Annotated in this window: 13 protein-coding genes and 1 riboswitch; of the genes, 7 read left to right on the top strand and 6 right to left on the bottom strand. The window is 73.9% G+C overall.

Features of this window, described 5'->3' with window-relative positions:
* Window positions 1-42: 42 nt before the first annotated feature.
* From AB0H28_RS14910 to AB0H28_RS14900, 3 genes are all read right to left on the bottom strand, one after another.
* Window positions 43-804: an SGNH/GDSL hydrolase family protein gene (locus AB0H28_RS14910; protein ID WP_358039213.1), complete on the bottom strand. Its 762-nt coding sequence runs from the start codon at window positions 802-804 to the stop codon at window positions 43-45.
* A 140-nt stretch (window positions 805-944) separates the two neighbouring features.
* The gene (locus AB0H28_RS14905; protein WP_358039210.1) at window positions 945-2,168 is read right to left on the bottom strand and encodes an MFS transporter; all 1,224 of its coding nucleotides are present in this window, start codon (window positions 2,166-2,168) and stop codon (window positions 945-947) included.
* Window positions 2,165-3,709, bottom strand: a complete 1,545-nt coding sequence (locus tag AB0H28_RS14900) for an AMP-binding protein (RefSeq protein WP_358039208.1) — start codon at window positions 3,707-3,709, stop codon at window positions 2,165-2,167. Before AB0H28_RS14900 ends, AB0H28_RS14905 begins: the two co-directional genes overlap by 4 nt.
* Before the next feature lie 311 nt (window positions 3,710-4,020).
* Between AB0H28_RS14900 and AB0H28_RS14895 the strand changes: the two genes are divergently transcribed.
* The 6 genes from AB0H28_RS14895 to AB0H28_RS14870 all read left to right on the top strand — a co-directional run bounded on the left by AB0H28_RS14895 (window position 4,021) and on the right by AB0H28_RS14870 (window position 10,321).
* A complete protein-coding gene (locus AB0H28_RS14895; RefSeq protein WP_358039689.1) occupies window positions 4,021-5,304 on the top strand; it encodes an SGNH/GDSL hydrolase family protein in 1,284 nt (427 codons plus the stop codon).
* A gap of 66 nt (window positions 5,305-5,370) precedes the next feature.
* Window positions 5,371-6,594, top strand: a complete 1,224-nt coding sequence (locus tag AB0H28_RS14890; protein WP_358039206.1) for a cytochrome P450 — start codon at window positions 5,371-5,373, stop codon at window positions 6,592-6,594.
* Window positions 6,591-7,595: an alpha/beta hydrolase gene (locus AB0H28_RS14885; protein WP_358039203.1), complete on the top strand. Its 1,005-nt coding sequence runs from the start codon at window positions 6,591-6,593 to the stop codon at window positions 7,593-7,595. Before AB0H28_RS14890 ends, AB0H28_RS14885 begins: the two co-directional genes overlap by 4 nt.
* Entirely contained in the window at window positions 7,588-8,685 is a 1,098-nt protein-coding gene (locus AB0H28_RS14880; protein ID WP_358039200.1) for an alpha-hydroxy acid oxidase, read from the top strand. Before AB0H28_RS14885 ends, AB0H28_RS14880 begins: the two co-directional genes overlap by 8 nt.
* A gap of 1 nt (window position 8,686) precedes the next feature.
* A complete protein-coding gene (locus AB0H28_RS14875; RefSeq protein ID WP_358039197.1) occupies window positions 8,687-10,000 on the top strand; it encodes a PLP-dependent aminotransferase family protein in 1,314 nt (437 codons plus the stop codon).
* A 69-nt stretch (window positions 10,001-10,069) separates the two neighbouring features.
* Window positions 10,070-10,321, top strand: a complete 252-nt coding sequence (locus AB0H28_RS14870; protein ID WP_091056082.1) for a hypothetical protein — start codon at window positions 10,070-10,072, stop codon at window positions 10,319-10,321.
* A gap of 49 nt (window positions 10,322-10,370) precedes the next feature.
* On the opposite strand, the gene AB0H28_RS14865 is transcribed toward AB0H28_RS14870, so the two are convergent.
* The 3 genes from AB0H28_RS14865 to AB0H28_RS14855 form a co-directional block, all read right to left on the bottom strand.
* Window positions 10,371-11,807 carry a glycine hydroxymethyltransferase gene (locus AB0H28_RS14865; RefSeq protein ID WP_358039194.1) on the bottom strand — a complete coding sequence of 479 codons (1,437 nt, stop codon included), beginning with the start codon at window positions 11,805-11,807 and terminating at the stop codon, window positions 10,371-10,373.
* Window positions 11,808-11,825: 18 nt separating this feature from the next.
* Window positions 11,826-11,915, bottom strand: a riboswitch (ZMP/ZTP riboswitch).
* A gap of 90 nt (window positions 11,916-12,005) precedes the next feature.
* Window positions 12,006-14,147: an acyltransferase family protein gene (locus tag AB0H28_RS14860; RefSeq protein ID WP_358039191.1), complete on the bottom strand. Its 2,142-nt coding sequence runs from the start codon at window positions 14,145-14,147 to the stop codon at window positions 12,006-12,008.
* A 165-nt stretch (window positions 14,148-14,312) separates the two neighbouring features.
* Complete coding sequence (locus tag AB0H28_RS14855) at window positions 14,313-14,813, bottom strand: hemerythrin domain-containing protein (RefSeq protein WP_358039189.1); 501 nt, start codon at window positions 14,811-14,813, stop codon at window positions 14,313-14,315.
* A 229-nt stretch (window positions 14,814-15,042) separates the two neighbouring features.
* On the opposite strand from AB0H28_RS14855, the gene AB0H28_RS14850 reads away from it, so the two are divergent.
* Complete coding sequence (locus AB0H28_RS14850) at window positions 15,043-15,372, top strand: hypothetical protein (protein WP_358039186.1); 330 nt, start codon at window positions 15,043-15,045, stop codon at window positions 15,370-15,372.
* Window positions 15,373-15,402: the final 30 nt, after the last annotated feature.

Genomic DNA, 15,402 nt, shown 5'->3' with positions numbered 1-15,402 from the left:
ACGGCGCGGCCTTAGCGCCGCTGATCAGCAGCGTGTCGGCGGTCATGCCGGCGTACTGCTCGGCCGGGCGGGCAGCGCCTCACTCGCCAGCGGCCGGCCCGGGTCGCGACCCGTCCGCGGCGGGCGCCGCCGGGTGTGGTGGGTGGCGAGGACGCGGAGGGTCTCGGCGGTGGCCACGGCGTCGCTGCGGGCGCTGCCGTGCCGGCCGTCGCCGCTGTAGAGCGACGGGTCGGCGACCAGCGGATGGTCGGTGAGGTGCACGTGCAGCGTGCCGAGGCGCTCGGCCACCGCGCGGGTGTGCCGGGCCAGCCGGCGCATCCGCACGCCCAGCCCGGCCCGCAGCGTGTCCCGCACCGCCGGGCTGTGCGAGACGTCGAACATGCCGACCGTGATCACGTCCGCCCCGGCGTCGTGTAACGCGGTGATGATCGCGACCAGCTCCGCGTCGACCACGTCGGGGTCGTAGCCGGGCCGGAACGCGTCGTTGCCGCCGCACACCACCAGGGCCAGGTCCGCTCCGAACGCCAGCGCGTCGGCCAGTTGCGTGGCCCGCACCTCGTGCGCCCGCAGCCCGCGCCGCCCCAGGTTGAAGTACGCCAGCTCTGGTCGCACGGCCCGCAGCTCGGCCGCGATCCGGTCGGCCCACTGAAGGTCCGGGTAGCCGTCGAGCGGCTCGCACAGGCCCTCCGCGACGCTGTCGCCCAGCACCACGAACCGGTGCCAGGGATGGTCGCGCAGCAGGTCGGCGGCCTCGCCGGGGCGCAGGCACCACGGATCCGTGGCCTCGGTCAACGTCGATGACATGACCGGGAGGCTAGCCGATCGGACGGTCGGGGCAGCGGATTCCGATCGTGCGTGGCGCGGATCGGCGTCGTTCAACTGGACCATCACCATGGCCGCCGGCCATGGCGAAGACGCTACGCCCACCCACCCGACACCGTCGGTCAGGCCGGCGTGGGAACGGCCGGTTCCGGCGTCGGCCGGTCGGCTGCGGACCGGAGGAACAGCAGCGGCGCCACGGTGAGCACCAGGCAGGCCATCGACATCACCAGCAGCGCCGGCGCCAGGCCGAGCAGCGCCACCGACCAGCCACCGAGCAGCGCGCCCACCGGCAGGCCGAGGAACGCCACCGAGCCGGCGATGCCCAGCACCCGGGTCTGCAACGCGGCCGGCACCCGTTGGTAGAGCGCGGCGCCGAGCAGCGGATTCACCGCCGCGATCCCGATGCCGGACAGGAACATCACCACCAGCACCACCACCAGCTCGTCGCTGAGCGCCAGCGCCAGCAGGCGGGGAGCGCCGCTGAGCGCCAGCCCCAGGGCGAACACCGCCTGACCCGGCAACCGCGTGCCGACCAGCGTGAACAGCAGGTTGCCCAGCAACGCGCCGGCCGAGAAGACGCCCAGCAGCAGCCCGAACCCGGCCGGGTCGCCGAGCACCTCATTCACCCACAGCGGGACCCAGACCGCGACGCTGGCGTTGGCGAACATGTTGGACACGGACACCACGACCAGCATGATCAACAACGTCCGGTCGGTGCGCAGGTAGGCGAAGCCGCCGCGCAGCGCCCGCAGGTAGCGCTCCCGGGGCGCCGGCTGCGCGGGCGCGGGCGGGCGGACCAGCAGGCCGATCAGCAGCGCGCAGACCGCGAACGTGGCCGCGTCGATCCAGATCGCCCGGGTCAACCCCACCCAGTCGATCAGCAGCCCGCCCAGCACCGCGCCGAACAACGTCATGCCCCGGGCCAGCCCGTCATAGGCGGAGGTGAGCCGGATCAGCGGCACCCCGGCCCGTTCGGCGGCCGGCTTGAACAGCACGTGCTTGACCCGGTCACCGATGCCACGCAGCCCGCCGGCGACCGCCACCAGCACCAGCAGCGTGCCGAAACCCAGCCACGGTGCGAGCGCCACCACCGCCATCGCGACCGCGCTGGCCGCGTCCACGAACACCGAGGTACGACGGACGCCGAACCGGTCCGCCCACGGCGTGGCGAGCGCGCTGGAGAGCATGTACGGCAGTGTCTCGGCAGCCGCCACCAGCCCCATCTTGGTCGGGCTGCCGGTGGTCTCCAGCACCAGCCAGGGGATGGCCACCACCGAGATCCGGGTGCCGAGGTTGGACAGCAGGTCGGCGCCGACCAGGGTGTACAGCTCCCGGCGCGGGTTCACGCCGGGCTGCCGATCGGGTGCGCGGCGGTGTACCGGGCCCGCAGCGCCCGTTTGTCCACCTTGGCGGACCGGTTCAGCGGCAGCGCGTCGACGAACTCCACCGCACCCGGCGCCCAGGTCTCGCTGAGTTCCCGGGTCACCAGCGCGATCAGCTCGTCGCCGGTGACCGACGCGCCCGGCGCCGCCACCACGTACGCGTGCGGCAGTTCCCCGGCCACCGGGTCCGGCACCCCGATCACCGCGGCGGCGCGGATCCCGGGGTGCCCGGCGAGCACGTCCTCGATCGGCCGGGAGTAGATCGGCCAGCTCCGCTGCCGGGTGAGGATCCGGTCCTGGAGCCGGTCGACGAGGTAGAGGAAGCCGTCGTCGTCGAGGTGCCCGATGTCGCGGGTGCGCACCCAACCGTCGACGAGCGTCTCGGCGGTCAGCTCCGGCTGGCCGTGGTAGCCGGCGAAGCTCAGCTTCGTGCGGGCCCACACCTCGCCGTCCACGCCGGCCGGCAGCACCCGGCCGTCGGCGTCGCGGATCTCCACCGTGACGTCGCCGTACGGCCGGCCGCAGGAGCGCAGCCGCTCCGGGTGCGCCGGATCCTCCGTCAGGCCGGGCTGGGCGCAGATGACGACCGCCTCGCTGAGCCCGTACACGATGCGCAGGCACGGGCCGAAGCGGGCGATCGCCTGGCGCAGCCGGGCCGGCGCGGCGGGCCCGGCGCCCACGTTGAACATGAACATCGCGGAGAAGTCGGCGCCCGGCAGGTCGGGGTGGTCGAGCACCTCGTAGAGCATCGGCGGGGTGACGAACGTGGAGGTGAGCCGCTCGGCGTCGACGGTGGCGATGAACGCCGCCGGGTCCCACTCCTCGCGCAGGAACAGCACCCCGCCGCTGAACAGGTTGACAAGCGTGGTGATCTGGCCGCTGGCCAGCCACATCGGGGAGTGCGACAGGTGCCGCAGCAGCGGGAAGCCGGCGGCCCGGAAGTCGGCCGCGAGCGCCAGGACCTGCCGGTAGAAGCTCTCCCGGTGGTGCACCAGCTTCGGCGTGCCGGTGGTGCCGCTGGTCTGCAGGAACGACTCCGGCGCGGGCACCTCGGCCGGCAGGTCCGCGCCGTCCGCACCGGGCGCGGTCAGGTCCGGCCCCGCCCCGCCGGGGCCCAGGCAGAGCACCGGCACGCCGGCCAGGCCGGCCGCGAGCTGCCCGCCCAGCGGGTCGCGCGGGTCGTGCACGAAGACCTCCGGCGCGGCCAGCGCGACGAACTCGTCGATCTCGCGGCGGGAGGTGACCGGGGCGATCCACATGCTCCGGCAGCCGAGCAGGTGCAGCGCGAGGTGCAGCAGCGGACCCTCGACCGTGTTGCCGAGCATCACCAGCACCGCCGCGCCGGGGCGTACACCGTGGCGGCGCAGCGCGGCGGCCAGGCCGCGCACCTCGGCGGCGACCTGCGGGTAGGTCAGCCGGCGTCCGCCGCCGACCAGCGCCTCCCGGTCACCGAACCCGGCGAACAGCTCCAGCGCGTCGTGCACATAGTTCGGGCGGTCGGTCATGGCAGCCCCCATCGTGGTCCGCGAACGGTGCCCGGCCAGGTCGGGGCCGGGACTTCGACGGTGGGCGTCCGGGTCGGCGACCGCACCGCCGCCGGTTCCGAGCCTAGGCAGCGGCGGTCCACCACGGACAGAGCCGATCGTCGGTGCCCGGCGTCCCGCGGGCATTTGATCATGTCGATCAGGTTGATTGACGCTCGTCGCGGCGGGCGGCTAGTTTCCGGTCCATCGCCCGGGGAGATGGCGCCGACCGCGCCACGCCCGGGGCTGCCGACCATGGAGGATCGATGCCGACCCCGAAGAGATGGCACGTCATAGCTTCCGCCGCAACGCTGCTGCTCGCCGGCACCCCGGCGGTGACCGCGAGCGCCGGCCCCACCGACACCGACCGCGCCGGGCACGGGCGCGCCGAGTGGGCCGGGAGCTGGGCCGCGGCGGTGACCCGCGGGAACACCGTGGGGCTGACCAACACCGGCCTCAACGACCAGAGCATCCGGATGACCGTGCAGACCACGGTGGGCGGTCCGCGCCTGCGGGTCCGGCTCACCAACCTCTACGGCGAGCAGGCCGTCAAGGTCGGTCACGCCACGATCGCCCGGCCGAACACCACCACCGTCGACGACCTGTCCGACATCGACCCGGCCAGCGTGCGCGAGCTGCGCTTCTCCGGTGACGCCTCGGCCACCATCAACAAGGGTGCCGAGCTGCTCAGCGACCCGCTGGCCTACCCGGTGGCCGAGCAGGAGGACCTGGTGGTCACCCTGTACTTCCCGGTGCTCACCGGGCCGGTCACGTTCCACGGCCAGTCCCGGGTCACCAACTTCATCGGGGCGACGGACCTGACCACCGCGGCCGACGGCGCGGGTTTCACCATCAAGCCGAACTGCTGCTGGATGTTCCTGTCCGGCATCGACGTGGAGCGCAGGAAGACGCCGGGCTCGGTGGTGGTGCTCGGCGACTCGATCGGCGACGGCAACGGCAGCACGGTCAACGCCGACAAGCGGTGGCCGGACCTGCTCGCCGAGCGGCTCATCGACGCCCGCCCGGAGGTCCGCACGCCGGGTGTGCTCAACCTGAGCCTGGCCGGCAACCGGCTCAACCACGAGGGGCCGGAGCCCGGCGCGGGCGGCTTCCCCGGCTACTACGAGCTGGGCCCGAACGCGCTGGCCCGGCTCAACGAGGACGTCTTCCCGCAGACCGGCGTCCGGACCGTCATCACCCACCTGGGCATCAACGACATCTGGATGAGCGACGACAGCAGCGAGGCGATCATCGCGTCACTGCGCCAGCTCAACCAGCAGGTCAAGGCGCGCGGGCTGACCAGTCTGGTCGGCACCATCACCCCGTACGAGGGCAACGGCGGGCCGGGGGTGTGGACCGAGGAGAAGGACGCCACCCGCAACGCGGTGAACGCCTGGCTGCGCGGCCCCGGGCGGGCCGAGTTCGACGGCGTGCTCGACTTCGACGCCGTGCTGCGTGATCCGGCGCAGCCCAGCCGGCTGCTGCCGGCGTACGACGCCGGGGACCACATCCACCCGAACGACGCGGGCGCGCAGGCGATGGCGAACGCCGTGCCGCTGCGGATGCTCGGGCTGTGACACCGGGCGGGGGCGGCGTCGACACGGCGGCCGCCCCCGCCGCCATTCCTGGGGAGGAAGAACGCCGTGGACGTCAGTGAGATCCTGACCGGCCTGTACAGCGAGCAGGGCCGGCAGAACCCGTATCCCTTCTACGCGGCCCTGCACGAGCACGGGCCGATCAACGCCGTTCCCACCCGCGCCGAGCACAGCACCGTCACGGCGGTGGCCGGCGGCTACGACGTGGTGGATCGGATTTTGCGCGATCCCGGGTGGTACAAGGGTTTCCCGCCCGGCTGGGAGGAGCAGGAGATCCTGCGCACCTTCCTGACCTCGATGATGTTCATCAACCCGCCGGACCACACCCGGATGCGCGCGGTGTTCGCCCGCACGTTCACCCCGCGTCGGCTCGGCGCGCTGGAGCCGGTGGTGGTGCGCATCGTCGACGAACGCCTGGACGCGATCGCCGAGGCCGGCGCGGACGGCACCGAGGTGGACTTCGTCGCCGACTTCGCGTACCCGGTCCCGGCGCTGGTGATGGCCGAGTTCATCGGCCTGCCGGCGGCAGATCTGGCCTGGTACCGGCAGCGGGTCGACTGGATCGACGAGTACATGGACGTCTCCGGCAAGACGCCGGAGCGGCTGGCCCGGGCCAACCAGGCCGCCGACGAGCTGCGGGTCTACTACCGCGACCTGATCGCCCACCGTCGCCGGTCCCCGGGCGCCGACCTGATCAGCGGCCTGGTCGAGGTGCTCGACGCCGGCGGCGTCGAGCTGACCGAGGACGAGCTGATCAGCAACCTGATCGTGCTGTTCAACGCCAGCTTCGTCACCACCGTCTACATGTTCAGCAACGGTCTTCCGCTGCTGCTCGGCCACCCGGAGGTGACCGCTGCGCTGCCCGGCGACGACGCGCTCGCCCGGGGCTGCGTGGACGAGGTGCTGCGGATGGAGAGCCCGGTGCACTTCCTGGCCCGGTCGGCGCCGGCCGACTCCGAGCTGGACGGCGTGGCGGTGGGCCGGGACGAGAACGTGCTGCTGCTGATCGCCGCCGCCAACCGCGACCCGGCCCGGTTCCCCGACCCGGACCGTTTCGATCCGCGCCGCGACGGCCCGCCGTCGCTGGCCTTCGGGGTCGGATTGCACTTCTGCCTCGGCTCGGCGGTGTCGAAGCTGGAGGGTAGGCTCGCGCTGCCCCGGCTCTTCGCCCGCTTCCCCCGGCTCGCGGTCACCCAGCCCTACACCTACAGCGGCAGCCTCTTCCTGCGCGGCATCGACAAGCTGTTCGTCACCACCGGGGAGGCCCGATGACGCTCGATCCGCAGGTCCTCGCGTGGCGGGCCGCGCGCGCGGCGGCCGGCGCCGCGCCGCTCTACACCCAGTCCCTGGCCGAGGCCCGCGCCGCCGACCTCGCCGCGATCCGCGCCGGCGCCGGCGCGGTCGAGCCGGTGGCCGAGGTACGCGACACCGAGGTGCCCGGCCCGGCCGGGCCGCTGCCGGTGCGGATCCACCGGCCGGCCGGTGCCGGCCCGCTGCCCACGCTGCTCTACTTCTTTGGCGGGGGGTGGACGCTCGGCAGCGTGGACACCGCCGACGGGATCTGCCGCCGCCTGGTCAACCTGGCCGGCTGCCAGACGGTGACCGTCGGCTACCGGCTCGCTCCCGAGCACCCGTTCCCGGCCGCGGTGGAGGACTGCTACGCCGGGCTGCGCCACCTCGCCGCCCGGGCCGCCGAGTTTTGGATCGACCCGGCGCGGCTGGCGGTGGGCGGGGACAGCGCCGGCGGCAACCTGGCCGCCGCGGTGACGCTGCTGGCCCGCGCCGACGGCGGCCCCCGACTCGCCGCCCAGGTGCTGGTCTACCCGAACACCGACCAGCGTCCCGGGCGACGCCCGGCCGACGACGACGAGGACCCGCTGCTGTTCAACCGGCACTCGGTCGGCTGGTACCGCGGCCACTACCTCGCCGACTCGGGGGACGCGGCCCACCCGCTGGCCTCGCCGCTGCTCGCCGAGGACCTGTCCGGCCTGCCGCCGGCCCTTGTCGTCACCGCCGGACACGACCCGCTGCGCGCTGAGGGCCAGCGGTACGCTGAGCGCCTGGGCGAGGCCGGCGTGCCCACCGAGACGCTCGACTACCCGGGCATGATCCACGGCTTCTTCGCCATGCCCGGGGTGTTCGACGCCGGCCGCGAGGCGCAGGAGAAGGTCGCCGCCTTCCTGCGCCGACGCTTCGGCCTCGACCCGGCCGACCCGGTGCCGCCGGGCGGGGAGTCGGCCGGGAGCGCGACGGGTGTCCGCGCCCATGGTTGAGCCGGGCTTCGTGCCACCGGCATGCCTGGCCGACTTCGCCGCGTTGGCCCGGGCGGTGCTCCCGGCCGACGTGTGGGACTTCGTCGACGGCGGCAGCGGCGCCGAGACCGCGTTGGCCGCCAACCGGGCCGCGCTGGACCGGGTGGCGGTGCTGCCCCGGATGCTGGCCGGCGTGGACGACCCGTCCACCGAGGCGTCGCTGCCGGGCGGCCCGGCCGCGCTGCCGGTGGCGGTCGCGCCGATGGCGTACCAACGCCTGCTGCACCCCGACGGCGAGCCCGCGCTCGCGGCGGCGGCCGGCGCGGCCGGCGTGCCCTACGTGGCCAGCACGCTGTCCAGCACGCCGATCGAGGAGATCGCGGCGGCCGGCGCGACGGTCTGGTTCCAGCTCTACTGGCTGCGCGACCGCGCGTTGGTGGCCGACCTGCTGGACCGGGCGTCGGCTGCCGGCTGCGCGGCGGTGATGGTCACCGTGGACGTGCCGGTGCTGGGCCGGCGGCTGCGCGACGCGCGCAACGGCTTCGCGCTGCCCCCGCACGTCACCGCCGCCAACCTGCCCGGCGGCCGGGACGACCTGGCCCACCAGGGCACGCCCGGCGTCTCGGCCGTGGCGGCGCACACCGGCGCGGTCTTCGCCCCGGCGCTGAGCTGGTCGGACCTGGCCTGGCTGCGGGCGCGTACCCCGGTGCCACTGCTGGTGAAGGGCATCCTGGACGCGCGCGACGCGGTCCGCGCGGCGGACGCCGGCGTGGACGCGGTGGTGATCTCCAACCACGGCGGCCGGCAGCTCGACGCGGCCCCGGCCAGCGTGAGCGTGCTGCCGGAGGTGGTCGACGCGGTGGGTGAGCGGTGCGCGGTGCTGCTGGACAGCGGCGTGCGTGGCGGCGTGGACGTGCTGCGCGCGCTCGCGCTCGGCGCGGCCGGCGTGCTGGTCGGCCGGCCGCTGCTCTGGGCGCTCGCCGCCGGCGGTCGGGCCGGCGCGGAGGCCGCCCTGGCGTTGCTCGCCGCCGAGCTGCGCGACGCTCTCATCCTCAGCGGCTGCCCCGACCCGGCGTCGGCCCGGCGGCTGCGCACCCGGATCGGAGGCTGACGTGCGACAGGTGGACCTGGCCGTCACGGCGCTGCACGGCAGCGTCGACGATCCGGCGCTGAACTCGATGAACTTCCTCAACGAGGTGGCGCAGCACTACCCGGAGGCGGTGTCGCTGGCCGCCGGCCGGCCGTACGAGGAGTTCTTCGACTCGGCCCGGCTGCCCGAGCACCTGGACCGGTTCCGCCGGCACCTCGCCGACGATCTCGGGCTCGACGCCGCCCAGGTGGACCGGACGCTGTTGCAGTACGGCCGGACGAAGGGGATCGTGCACCACCTGATCGCCCGCAACCTCGCCGTCGACGAGCAGCTCACGGTGGACCCGGAGGCCATCGTGGTGACCGTCGGCTGCCAGGAGGCGATGTTCCTGGTGCTGCGGGCGTTGCGGGCCGGACCGTCGGACGTGCTGTTCGCGGTGGCGCCGACGTACGTCGGGTTGACCGGCGCGGCCCGCCTGGTCGACCTGCCGGTGCGCCCGGTGGCCGGCGGCCCGGACGGCGTCGACCTGGCCGACCTGCGCGCCGGGGTGCGCCGGGCCCGCGCCGAGGGACTGCGGCCACGGGCCTGCTACGTGATGCCGGACTTCGCCAACCCGTCCGGGGTCAGCATGGACACCGCGCACCGCCGCCGGCTGCTCGACCTGGCCGCCGAGGAGGACCTGCTGCTGATCGAGGACAACCCGTACGGGCTCTTCCCGACCGCCGGCACGGACCGCCGTCCGACGCTCAAGGCGCTCGACACGACCCGCCGGGTCGTCTACCTCGGCTCGTTCGCCAAGACCGTGCTGCCCGGCGCCCGGGTCGGCTACGTCGTGGCCGACCAGCGGGTGGGCGGCTCGGACGGCACTGTCGGCCCGCTCGCCGACCAGCTCGCGAAGATCAAGAGCATGGTCACGGTGAACACGTCACCGATCAGCCAGGCGGTGATCGGCGGCGCGCTGCTGGCGCACGACTGCTCGCTGGTGGCCGCGAACGTCCGGGAGCGGGCCGCGTACGCCCGCAATCTGGGCCATCTGGTCGACGGCCTGGCCCGGCGCTTCCCGGCCGGCGGCCCGGTGCGCTGGAGCGTGCCGGCGGGCGGCTTCTTCGTGGTGCTGACCGTGCCGTTCGCGGTCGACGACGCGCTGCTGCACCGCTCGGCGCGGGAGTACGGCGTGCTGTGGACCCCGATGGCGCACTTCTACGACGCCGGCACGCCGGTGAACGCGTTGCGGCTGTCGGTGAGCGCGGTCACCCCGGCGCAGATCGACCTGGGGTTGGACCGGCTCGCCGCGCTGGTCACCGACACCACGGCGGCGGTGGGGACGCCGGCCTGACCGCGCAGTGTCGCGCGCACGCCACCACCGGTGTTCCCCGGCCGCGCGCGCACCGTTGATAATGGACGGATGGTTGCCTGGGAGTACGCGCTGCTGGTCCGCCGCTATCAGGGGCAGGGCCGCAATTTCCACGTCTCGTTCGTCTGGTACGGCCCGGACGGGTCCCGCACCGACGTGACCGCGTACGGTGACACCGCGGTCGCGCACCTCAACCGGGTGGGCCGCGAGGGCTGGGAACTGGTCAGCGCCGCCGAGGACGTGAACAACGTGCAGGGCAGCACCGAGGTGCACCGCTACCACCTCAAGCGCCCGCTGCGCTGAGGTCCCGCGCCCCTGCCGATCGACCCGGTGGGCAGGGGCGCGGGCCGTCTCAGCCCAGCTCGACCTCGGGATAGAGCGGGAACGGGGTGAGCAGGTCGGCGGCCTGCTTGCCGACCGACTCGGCGACCGCCGGGTCGAGCACGTACTTCGCCTTCGACGGGGCGCCGTCGCCGCCGGTGCCGGCGGTGGTCTGGGTGAGCACGGTGTGCATCAGCTCGGCGGTGGCGTCCATCTCCGCCGCGCCCAGCCCCCGGGTGGTCAGCGCCGGCGTGCCGATCCGGATGCCCGAGGTGTACCACGCCCCGTTGGGGTCCTGCGGCACCGCGTTGCGGTTCGTCACGATGCCGGAGTCGAGCAGCGCCTGCTCGGCCTGCCGGCCGGTCAGGCCGTAGCCGGAGACGTCGATCAGCACCAGGTGGTTGTCGGTGCCGCCGGTGACCAGCTTCGCGCCCCGGCGCAGCAGCCCGTCGGCGAGGGCCTGCGCGTTGTCGACGATCCGCCGGGCGTAGTCGGCGAAGTCGGGCCGGCGGGCCTCGGCGAGCGCGACGGCCTTGGCGGCCATCACGTGCGGCAGCGGGCCACCGAGCACCATCGGGCAGCCCCGGTCCACCTGGTCGGCCAGCTCCGGGCCGCAGAGCACCATGCCGCCGCGCGGCCCGCGCAGCGACTTGTGCGTGGTGGTGGTGACGATGTGCGCGTGCGGCACCGGGTCGAAGTCGCCGGTGAAGACCTTCCCGGCGACCAGGCCGGCGAAGTGCGCCATGTCGACCATGAAGGTGGCGCCGACCGAGTCGGCGATCTCCCGCATGATCCGGAAGTTGACCTTCCGGGGGTACGCCGAGTAGCCGGCGACCAGGATCAGCGGCCGGAACTCGCGGGCCGCCTCGGCCACCCGGTCGTAGTCGATCAGGCCGGTGGCCGGGTCGGTGCCGTAGCTGCGCTGGTCGAACATCTTGCCGGAGATGTTGGGCCGGAAGCCGTGGGTGAGGTGACCGCCGGCATCCAGCGACATGCCGAGCATCCGCTGGTCGCCCAGCTCCCGGCGCAACGCGAACCAGTCCGCCTCGCTGAGGTCGTTGACCTGGCGCTTCTGCGCCTTGCGCAGCGCGGGCGCCTCGACCCGGTCGGCCAGGACCGCCCAGAAGGCGACCAGGTTGGCGTCGATGCCGGAGTGCGGCTGCACGTAGGCGTGGGTGGCCCCGAACAGCTCCCGGGCGTGCTCGGCGGCGAGCGCCTCGACGGTGTCGACGTTCTGGCAGCCGGCGTAGAAGCGGCGCCCGATCGTGCCCTCGGCGTACTTGTCGCTGAACCAGTTGCCCATGGCCAGCAGCGTGGCGGGGGAGGCGTAGTTCTCGCTGGCGATCAACTTCAGCGACTCGCGTTGGTCGGCCAGCTCCGCGGAGATGGCGTCCGCCACCCGCGGCTCGACGGCGCGGATCACGTCCAGCGCGCTGCGGAAGGCGGTGGACTCGGCGTTACGCGACATGCGACCTCCAGGTGACGTGCGGAAGGCCCAGGCGCTCGGCATGCGTCCTCATGACGAGGCCGCTCCCCGATGGTGCTCCATCTCCACGCGCCAGTCACGGCCCGCACCGATCCTACCGGTCGGCCGCGGGCCGGACCTGCGGGGATGACGGGCGGGCGCGCGGCCGTGGCCGGCTCGCCGGCGGACAAGCTCCGGACCTCAGCTGAGGATCTTCGTGAGGGCCGTCCGGAGTCGGGGGGCGAGGGTCGTCGTGTAGGTGCCGGTGAGATGGTTGTTGTCGCGGTAGACGAGCACCTTGCCGATGACCGCCGAGCAGGGGTCGGTCGGGCAGATGGCGTCGGTGAGGTCCACCAGGTGCACGTCGCGCTGCTTCGCCACCGCCAGCTTGTGCGCCGCGCCGCTGCCGACCCGCAACGCGTCCGCCCGCGGGTTGGCGCAGCGGGTCAGTTTCGTCCGGTTGGTCAGCACGCACTCGGGGGCGATCCGCTTCAACTGCGGGTTGTCGCGCAGCACGGCGACCGGCACACCCACCGCGGTGAGCTGCTGCCACGTGGCGCGCAGCGCGTCGGCCAGGACCTTGTTGGACGTTTCGGTCGGCTCCGGCGGCACATTGCCGTTCGGGTGGTAGAAGCCGTTGCCGACCAGGAGGAGGTCCGGCTTCACCACGTCGACCATCTCCTTGAGCACGCGGCGGTTCCAGTCCACGCACCGGGGCGCGGGCCACTCCCGCCAGGCCGCCACCCGCTCCATGTCGATGAGCGGGCAGCCGCCCAGGGTGTAGACCGTCAGCCGCCACCCCTCGACCTCCGCCACCGCCCGCAACGCGGGCAGCCACTGGGTGGCGTGCGAGTCCCCGGCGAGCGCGACGGTGATCGTGCCGTTCGGGTCCCCGTAGACGCACGGGATCATCCCCGCGTCCCCCTTCGGCTTGGCCCCGCACGCGTTGGGCCAGGTCTCGGGCCCGTCCAGCTTGGCCACCATCGGGTCGGGGGTGATCGAGGCGACCCGGTCGACCGCCTTGCCGGCCTCGTCGCCCCGCGGGTCGGCGGCGAGCACGGTGGCCCCCGGCGGGCCGGTGACGGTCAGGCTGCGGGCCGCCGCCGCGCTCCCGCTGGGCAGCGGCATGGTCACCGACGTCACCGGCGCCGACGGCGGCGGCCCGATCACGAGCTGGAACAACAGGCCCGCGGTGACGGCGGCGCCGGTGCAGACCGCGCCTACCCGCAGCGCCACGACCGGCTGCCACCGCAGCGTCTCGGACATCCGGACCGGGTTCTCCAGGAACCGGTAGGTCAGCGCGGCCGGCACGGCGGACAGCGCCACCACCCCGAGGGCGACCGCCGGGCTCAACTCGCCGAACCTCGCCTGCGCGGCGATCAGCAGGGGCCAGTGCCACAGGTAGAGCGAGTAGGACAGCGCTCCGACCGCGCGGATCGGCCGCAGCCCGAGCAGCCCGGCTGGCCCCCACCCGCCGGCCGCCGGCGCGCCGGCGATGACCGCCGCCGTGCCGAGCGTCGGCAGCAGTGCCTGATAGCCGGGGAAGGCCGCCTCGGGGTCGACGACGACGGCGGACGCCAGCACCGCGGCGACCCCGAGCCAGGCCAGCGGAGCCGCCAACGACCGTGGCATCCGGAGCGCGCGGGTACTTGCGACGGCGACGGCGCCGCCCAGGGCGAGTTCCCACAGCCGGGTGGTGGTGACGAAGTAGGCCGGTCCCGGGTCCGCCTGGCTCTGGTGCACCGACCAGGCGAAGGACGGCACGGCCACCAGCGCGACGCCGGCCATCAACGCGCCCCGGCGCAGCCGCCGGCGCCCGCCCAGGACGGCCAGGCCGAGCAGCAGCAGCGGCCAGAACAGGTAGAATTGCTCCTCGACGCCGAGCGACCAGAAGTGCTGGACGATGCTGGGGGCGTCCTCCCGGGCCCAGTAGTCGGTGGACTGGACGGCGAGCCGCCAGTTCAGGCCGTAACAGGCGCTGGCGACGATGTCCCAGGCGGTGGCGCGCCACCGGGTGGCGGGCAGCACCAGCCAGGTGAGCAGCAGGCTGGCCAGCAGCACGAGGACGGCGGCGGGCAGCAGCCGCTTCGCCCGGCGGGCATAGAACCCGGTCAGCGAGAGGCGTCCGGTGCGCTCCAACTCGCCGACGAGCAGCCCGGTGATGAGGAAACCGGAGATGACGAAGAAGACGTCCACCCCGACGAACCCGCCCGGCACCAGGTCCCGGGCCGCGTGACCGACGAGCACCATGAGCACGGCGAGGGCGCGCAGGCCCTCGATGTCCCCGCGGTACGTCGAGCGGGGGGCGCCCTCCGCCCCCAGGAGCGGCTGCCGGAGTTCCACCTGTGGTCGACCAACTGACACGTGTGCCCCATCTCGTCCCTGACCTGCGGTGCAACCTGCCCAACGGCCAGCGGCGGCGGAGGTTACCCGGCCGACGGGGGCGACCGGGACGCGGCGCGGGGCCCGGCCGTGGCCGGCCGGACCCCGCGCGGGTGACGCAACCGCTCAGGCGGCCACCGCGTCGACGGACTTCTTGACCGCCTTCGGCGCGGTGGGCGTGCGGGGCGCGTCGGCCCGCAGGTCGAGCATGCGTCGGCCGATCTCCTGGAGCTGGTTACGGCCGAGCGCGTCGCGCACCTTCGGGAACCACTCCTGCTCCTCCTCCTCGACGTGGTGCAGCACGTTCTCGATCAGCACCGTGGTCTTGGCGACGAAGCGCTCGTCGTCGGCGTCCATGGCGGACAGCTCGACGCAGAGCACGTCCGCGACGTGGTGCTCCTCGTACGATTCGAGGATGTCGTCCTCGACGTCGGGGACCAGCTTGCGGACCTCGGGGTACATCACCTCGTTCTCCAGGTAGGTGTGCACGGTGAGCGCCTCGAGGATCTGCGTGACGATCTTCCCGCGCCGACTCGCCGGGCCGTCCTCGGCATCCTGGAAGGCCTTGCACAGACGGCGGATCTCCTTGTGGTCCTCCTTGAGCAGGACGATCGCGTCGGTGGACACCGGTTACCTCCTAGGTCGGCTGTTGAGGGCCCCCTACCCTCGCCCGGTTCGGCACAAACCGCCCGGATCAGGGTAACCGCGCCGGGCCCACCGGCCATGTCCACGCCGGACCGGTGCGGCGGCCGGCGCCGGCCGCCGCACCGGTCCGCCGTCGACGGGGCGGCGGGGGCTTGCCCCGGTCCGGCAGAATGGCCGGCGGACCGGGGTGGTCCGTGGCGTGGAGGTGGGCATGTCGACGGTGGTCCGAGGGTTGCGCGAGGCGCTGGTGCTCTTCGTGATCGCGGTGGTGGTGATCGCGGCGGCGGTCGGCGTCTGGGTGACGGTGGGCGGGGGCGACTTCGTGCACCGGGTGGGGGTGGCGTTCATGCTGGTCGGCGGCCTGATCGGGATGACCGGCGACCTGACGTTGAGCCGGATCGGCATGCTGCCGGCCCGGTCCACGTTCGGCCTGGCGCCGGAGCGCGAGGACGGCGGCGGCGGCCGGGTGCTCACCGGCGTGGGCATCTTCCTCTTCGTCTCGATCCCGCTGATCGCGGTCGGGATCCTGCTGGTCGCCTGAGAGATGCCGGCGCGACGCCGGCCGGTGCCC

The sequence above is a fragment of the Micromonospora sp. NPDC050980 genome (assembly GCF_040653835.1).
Taxonomy (GTDB): domain Bacteria; phylum Actinomycetota; class Actinomycetes; order Mycobacteriales; family Micromonosporaceae; genus Micromonospora.
The sequence above is the reverse complement of the archived record's forward strand: the minus strand, read 5'-3'. Positions and strand labels throughout refer to the sequence as shown.

What these genes read in the sequence shown, in the direction of transcription:
- AB0H28_RS14910 (WP_358039213.1), bottom strand. Translation starts at nt 804, where the DNA reads ATGTCATCGACGTTGACCGAGGCCACGGATCCGTGGTGCCTGCGCCCC.
- AB0H28_RS14900 (WP_358039208.1), bottom strand. Translation starts at nt 3,709, where the DNA reads ATGACCGACCGCCCGAACTATGTGCACGACGCGCTGGAGCTGTTCGCC.
- AB0H28_RS14885 (WP_358039203.1), top strand. Translation starts at nt 6,591, where the DNA reads ATGACGCTCGATCCGCAGGTCCTCGCGTGGCGGGCCGCGCGCGCGGCG.
- AB0H28_RS14880 (WP_358039200.1), top strand. Translation starts at nt 7,588, where the DNA reads ATGGTTGAGCCGGGCTTCGTGCCACCGGCATGCCTGGCCGACTTCGCC.
- AB0H28_RS14870 (WP_091056082.1), top strand. Translation starts at nt 10,070, where the DNA reads ATGGTTGCCTGGGAGTACGCGCTGCTGGTCCGCCGCTATCAGGGGCAG.
- AB0H28_RS14865 (WP_358039194.1), bottom strand. Translation starts at nt 11,807, where the DNA reads ATGTCGCGTAACGCCGAGTCCACCGCCTTCCGCAGCGCGCTGGACGTG.
- AB0H28_RS14850 (WP_358039186.1), top strand. Translation starts at nt 15,043, where the DNA reads ATGTCGACGGTGGTCCGAGGGTTGCGCGAGGCGCTGGTGCTCTTCGTG.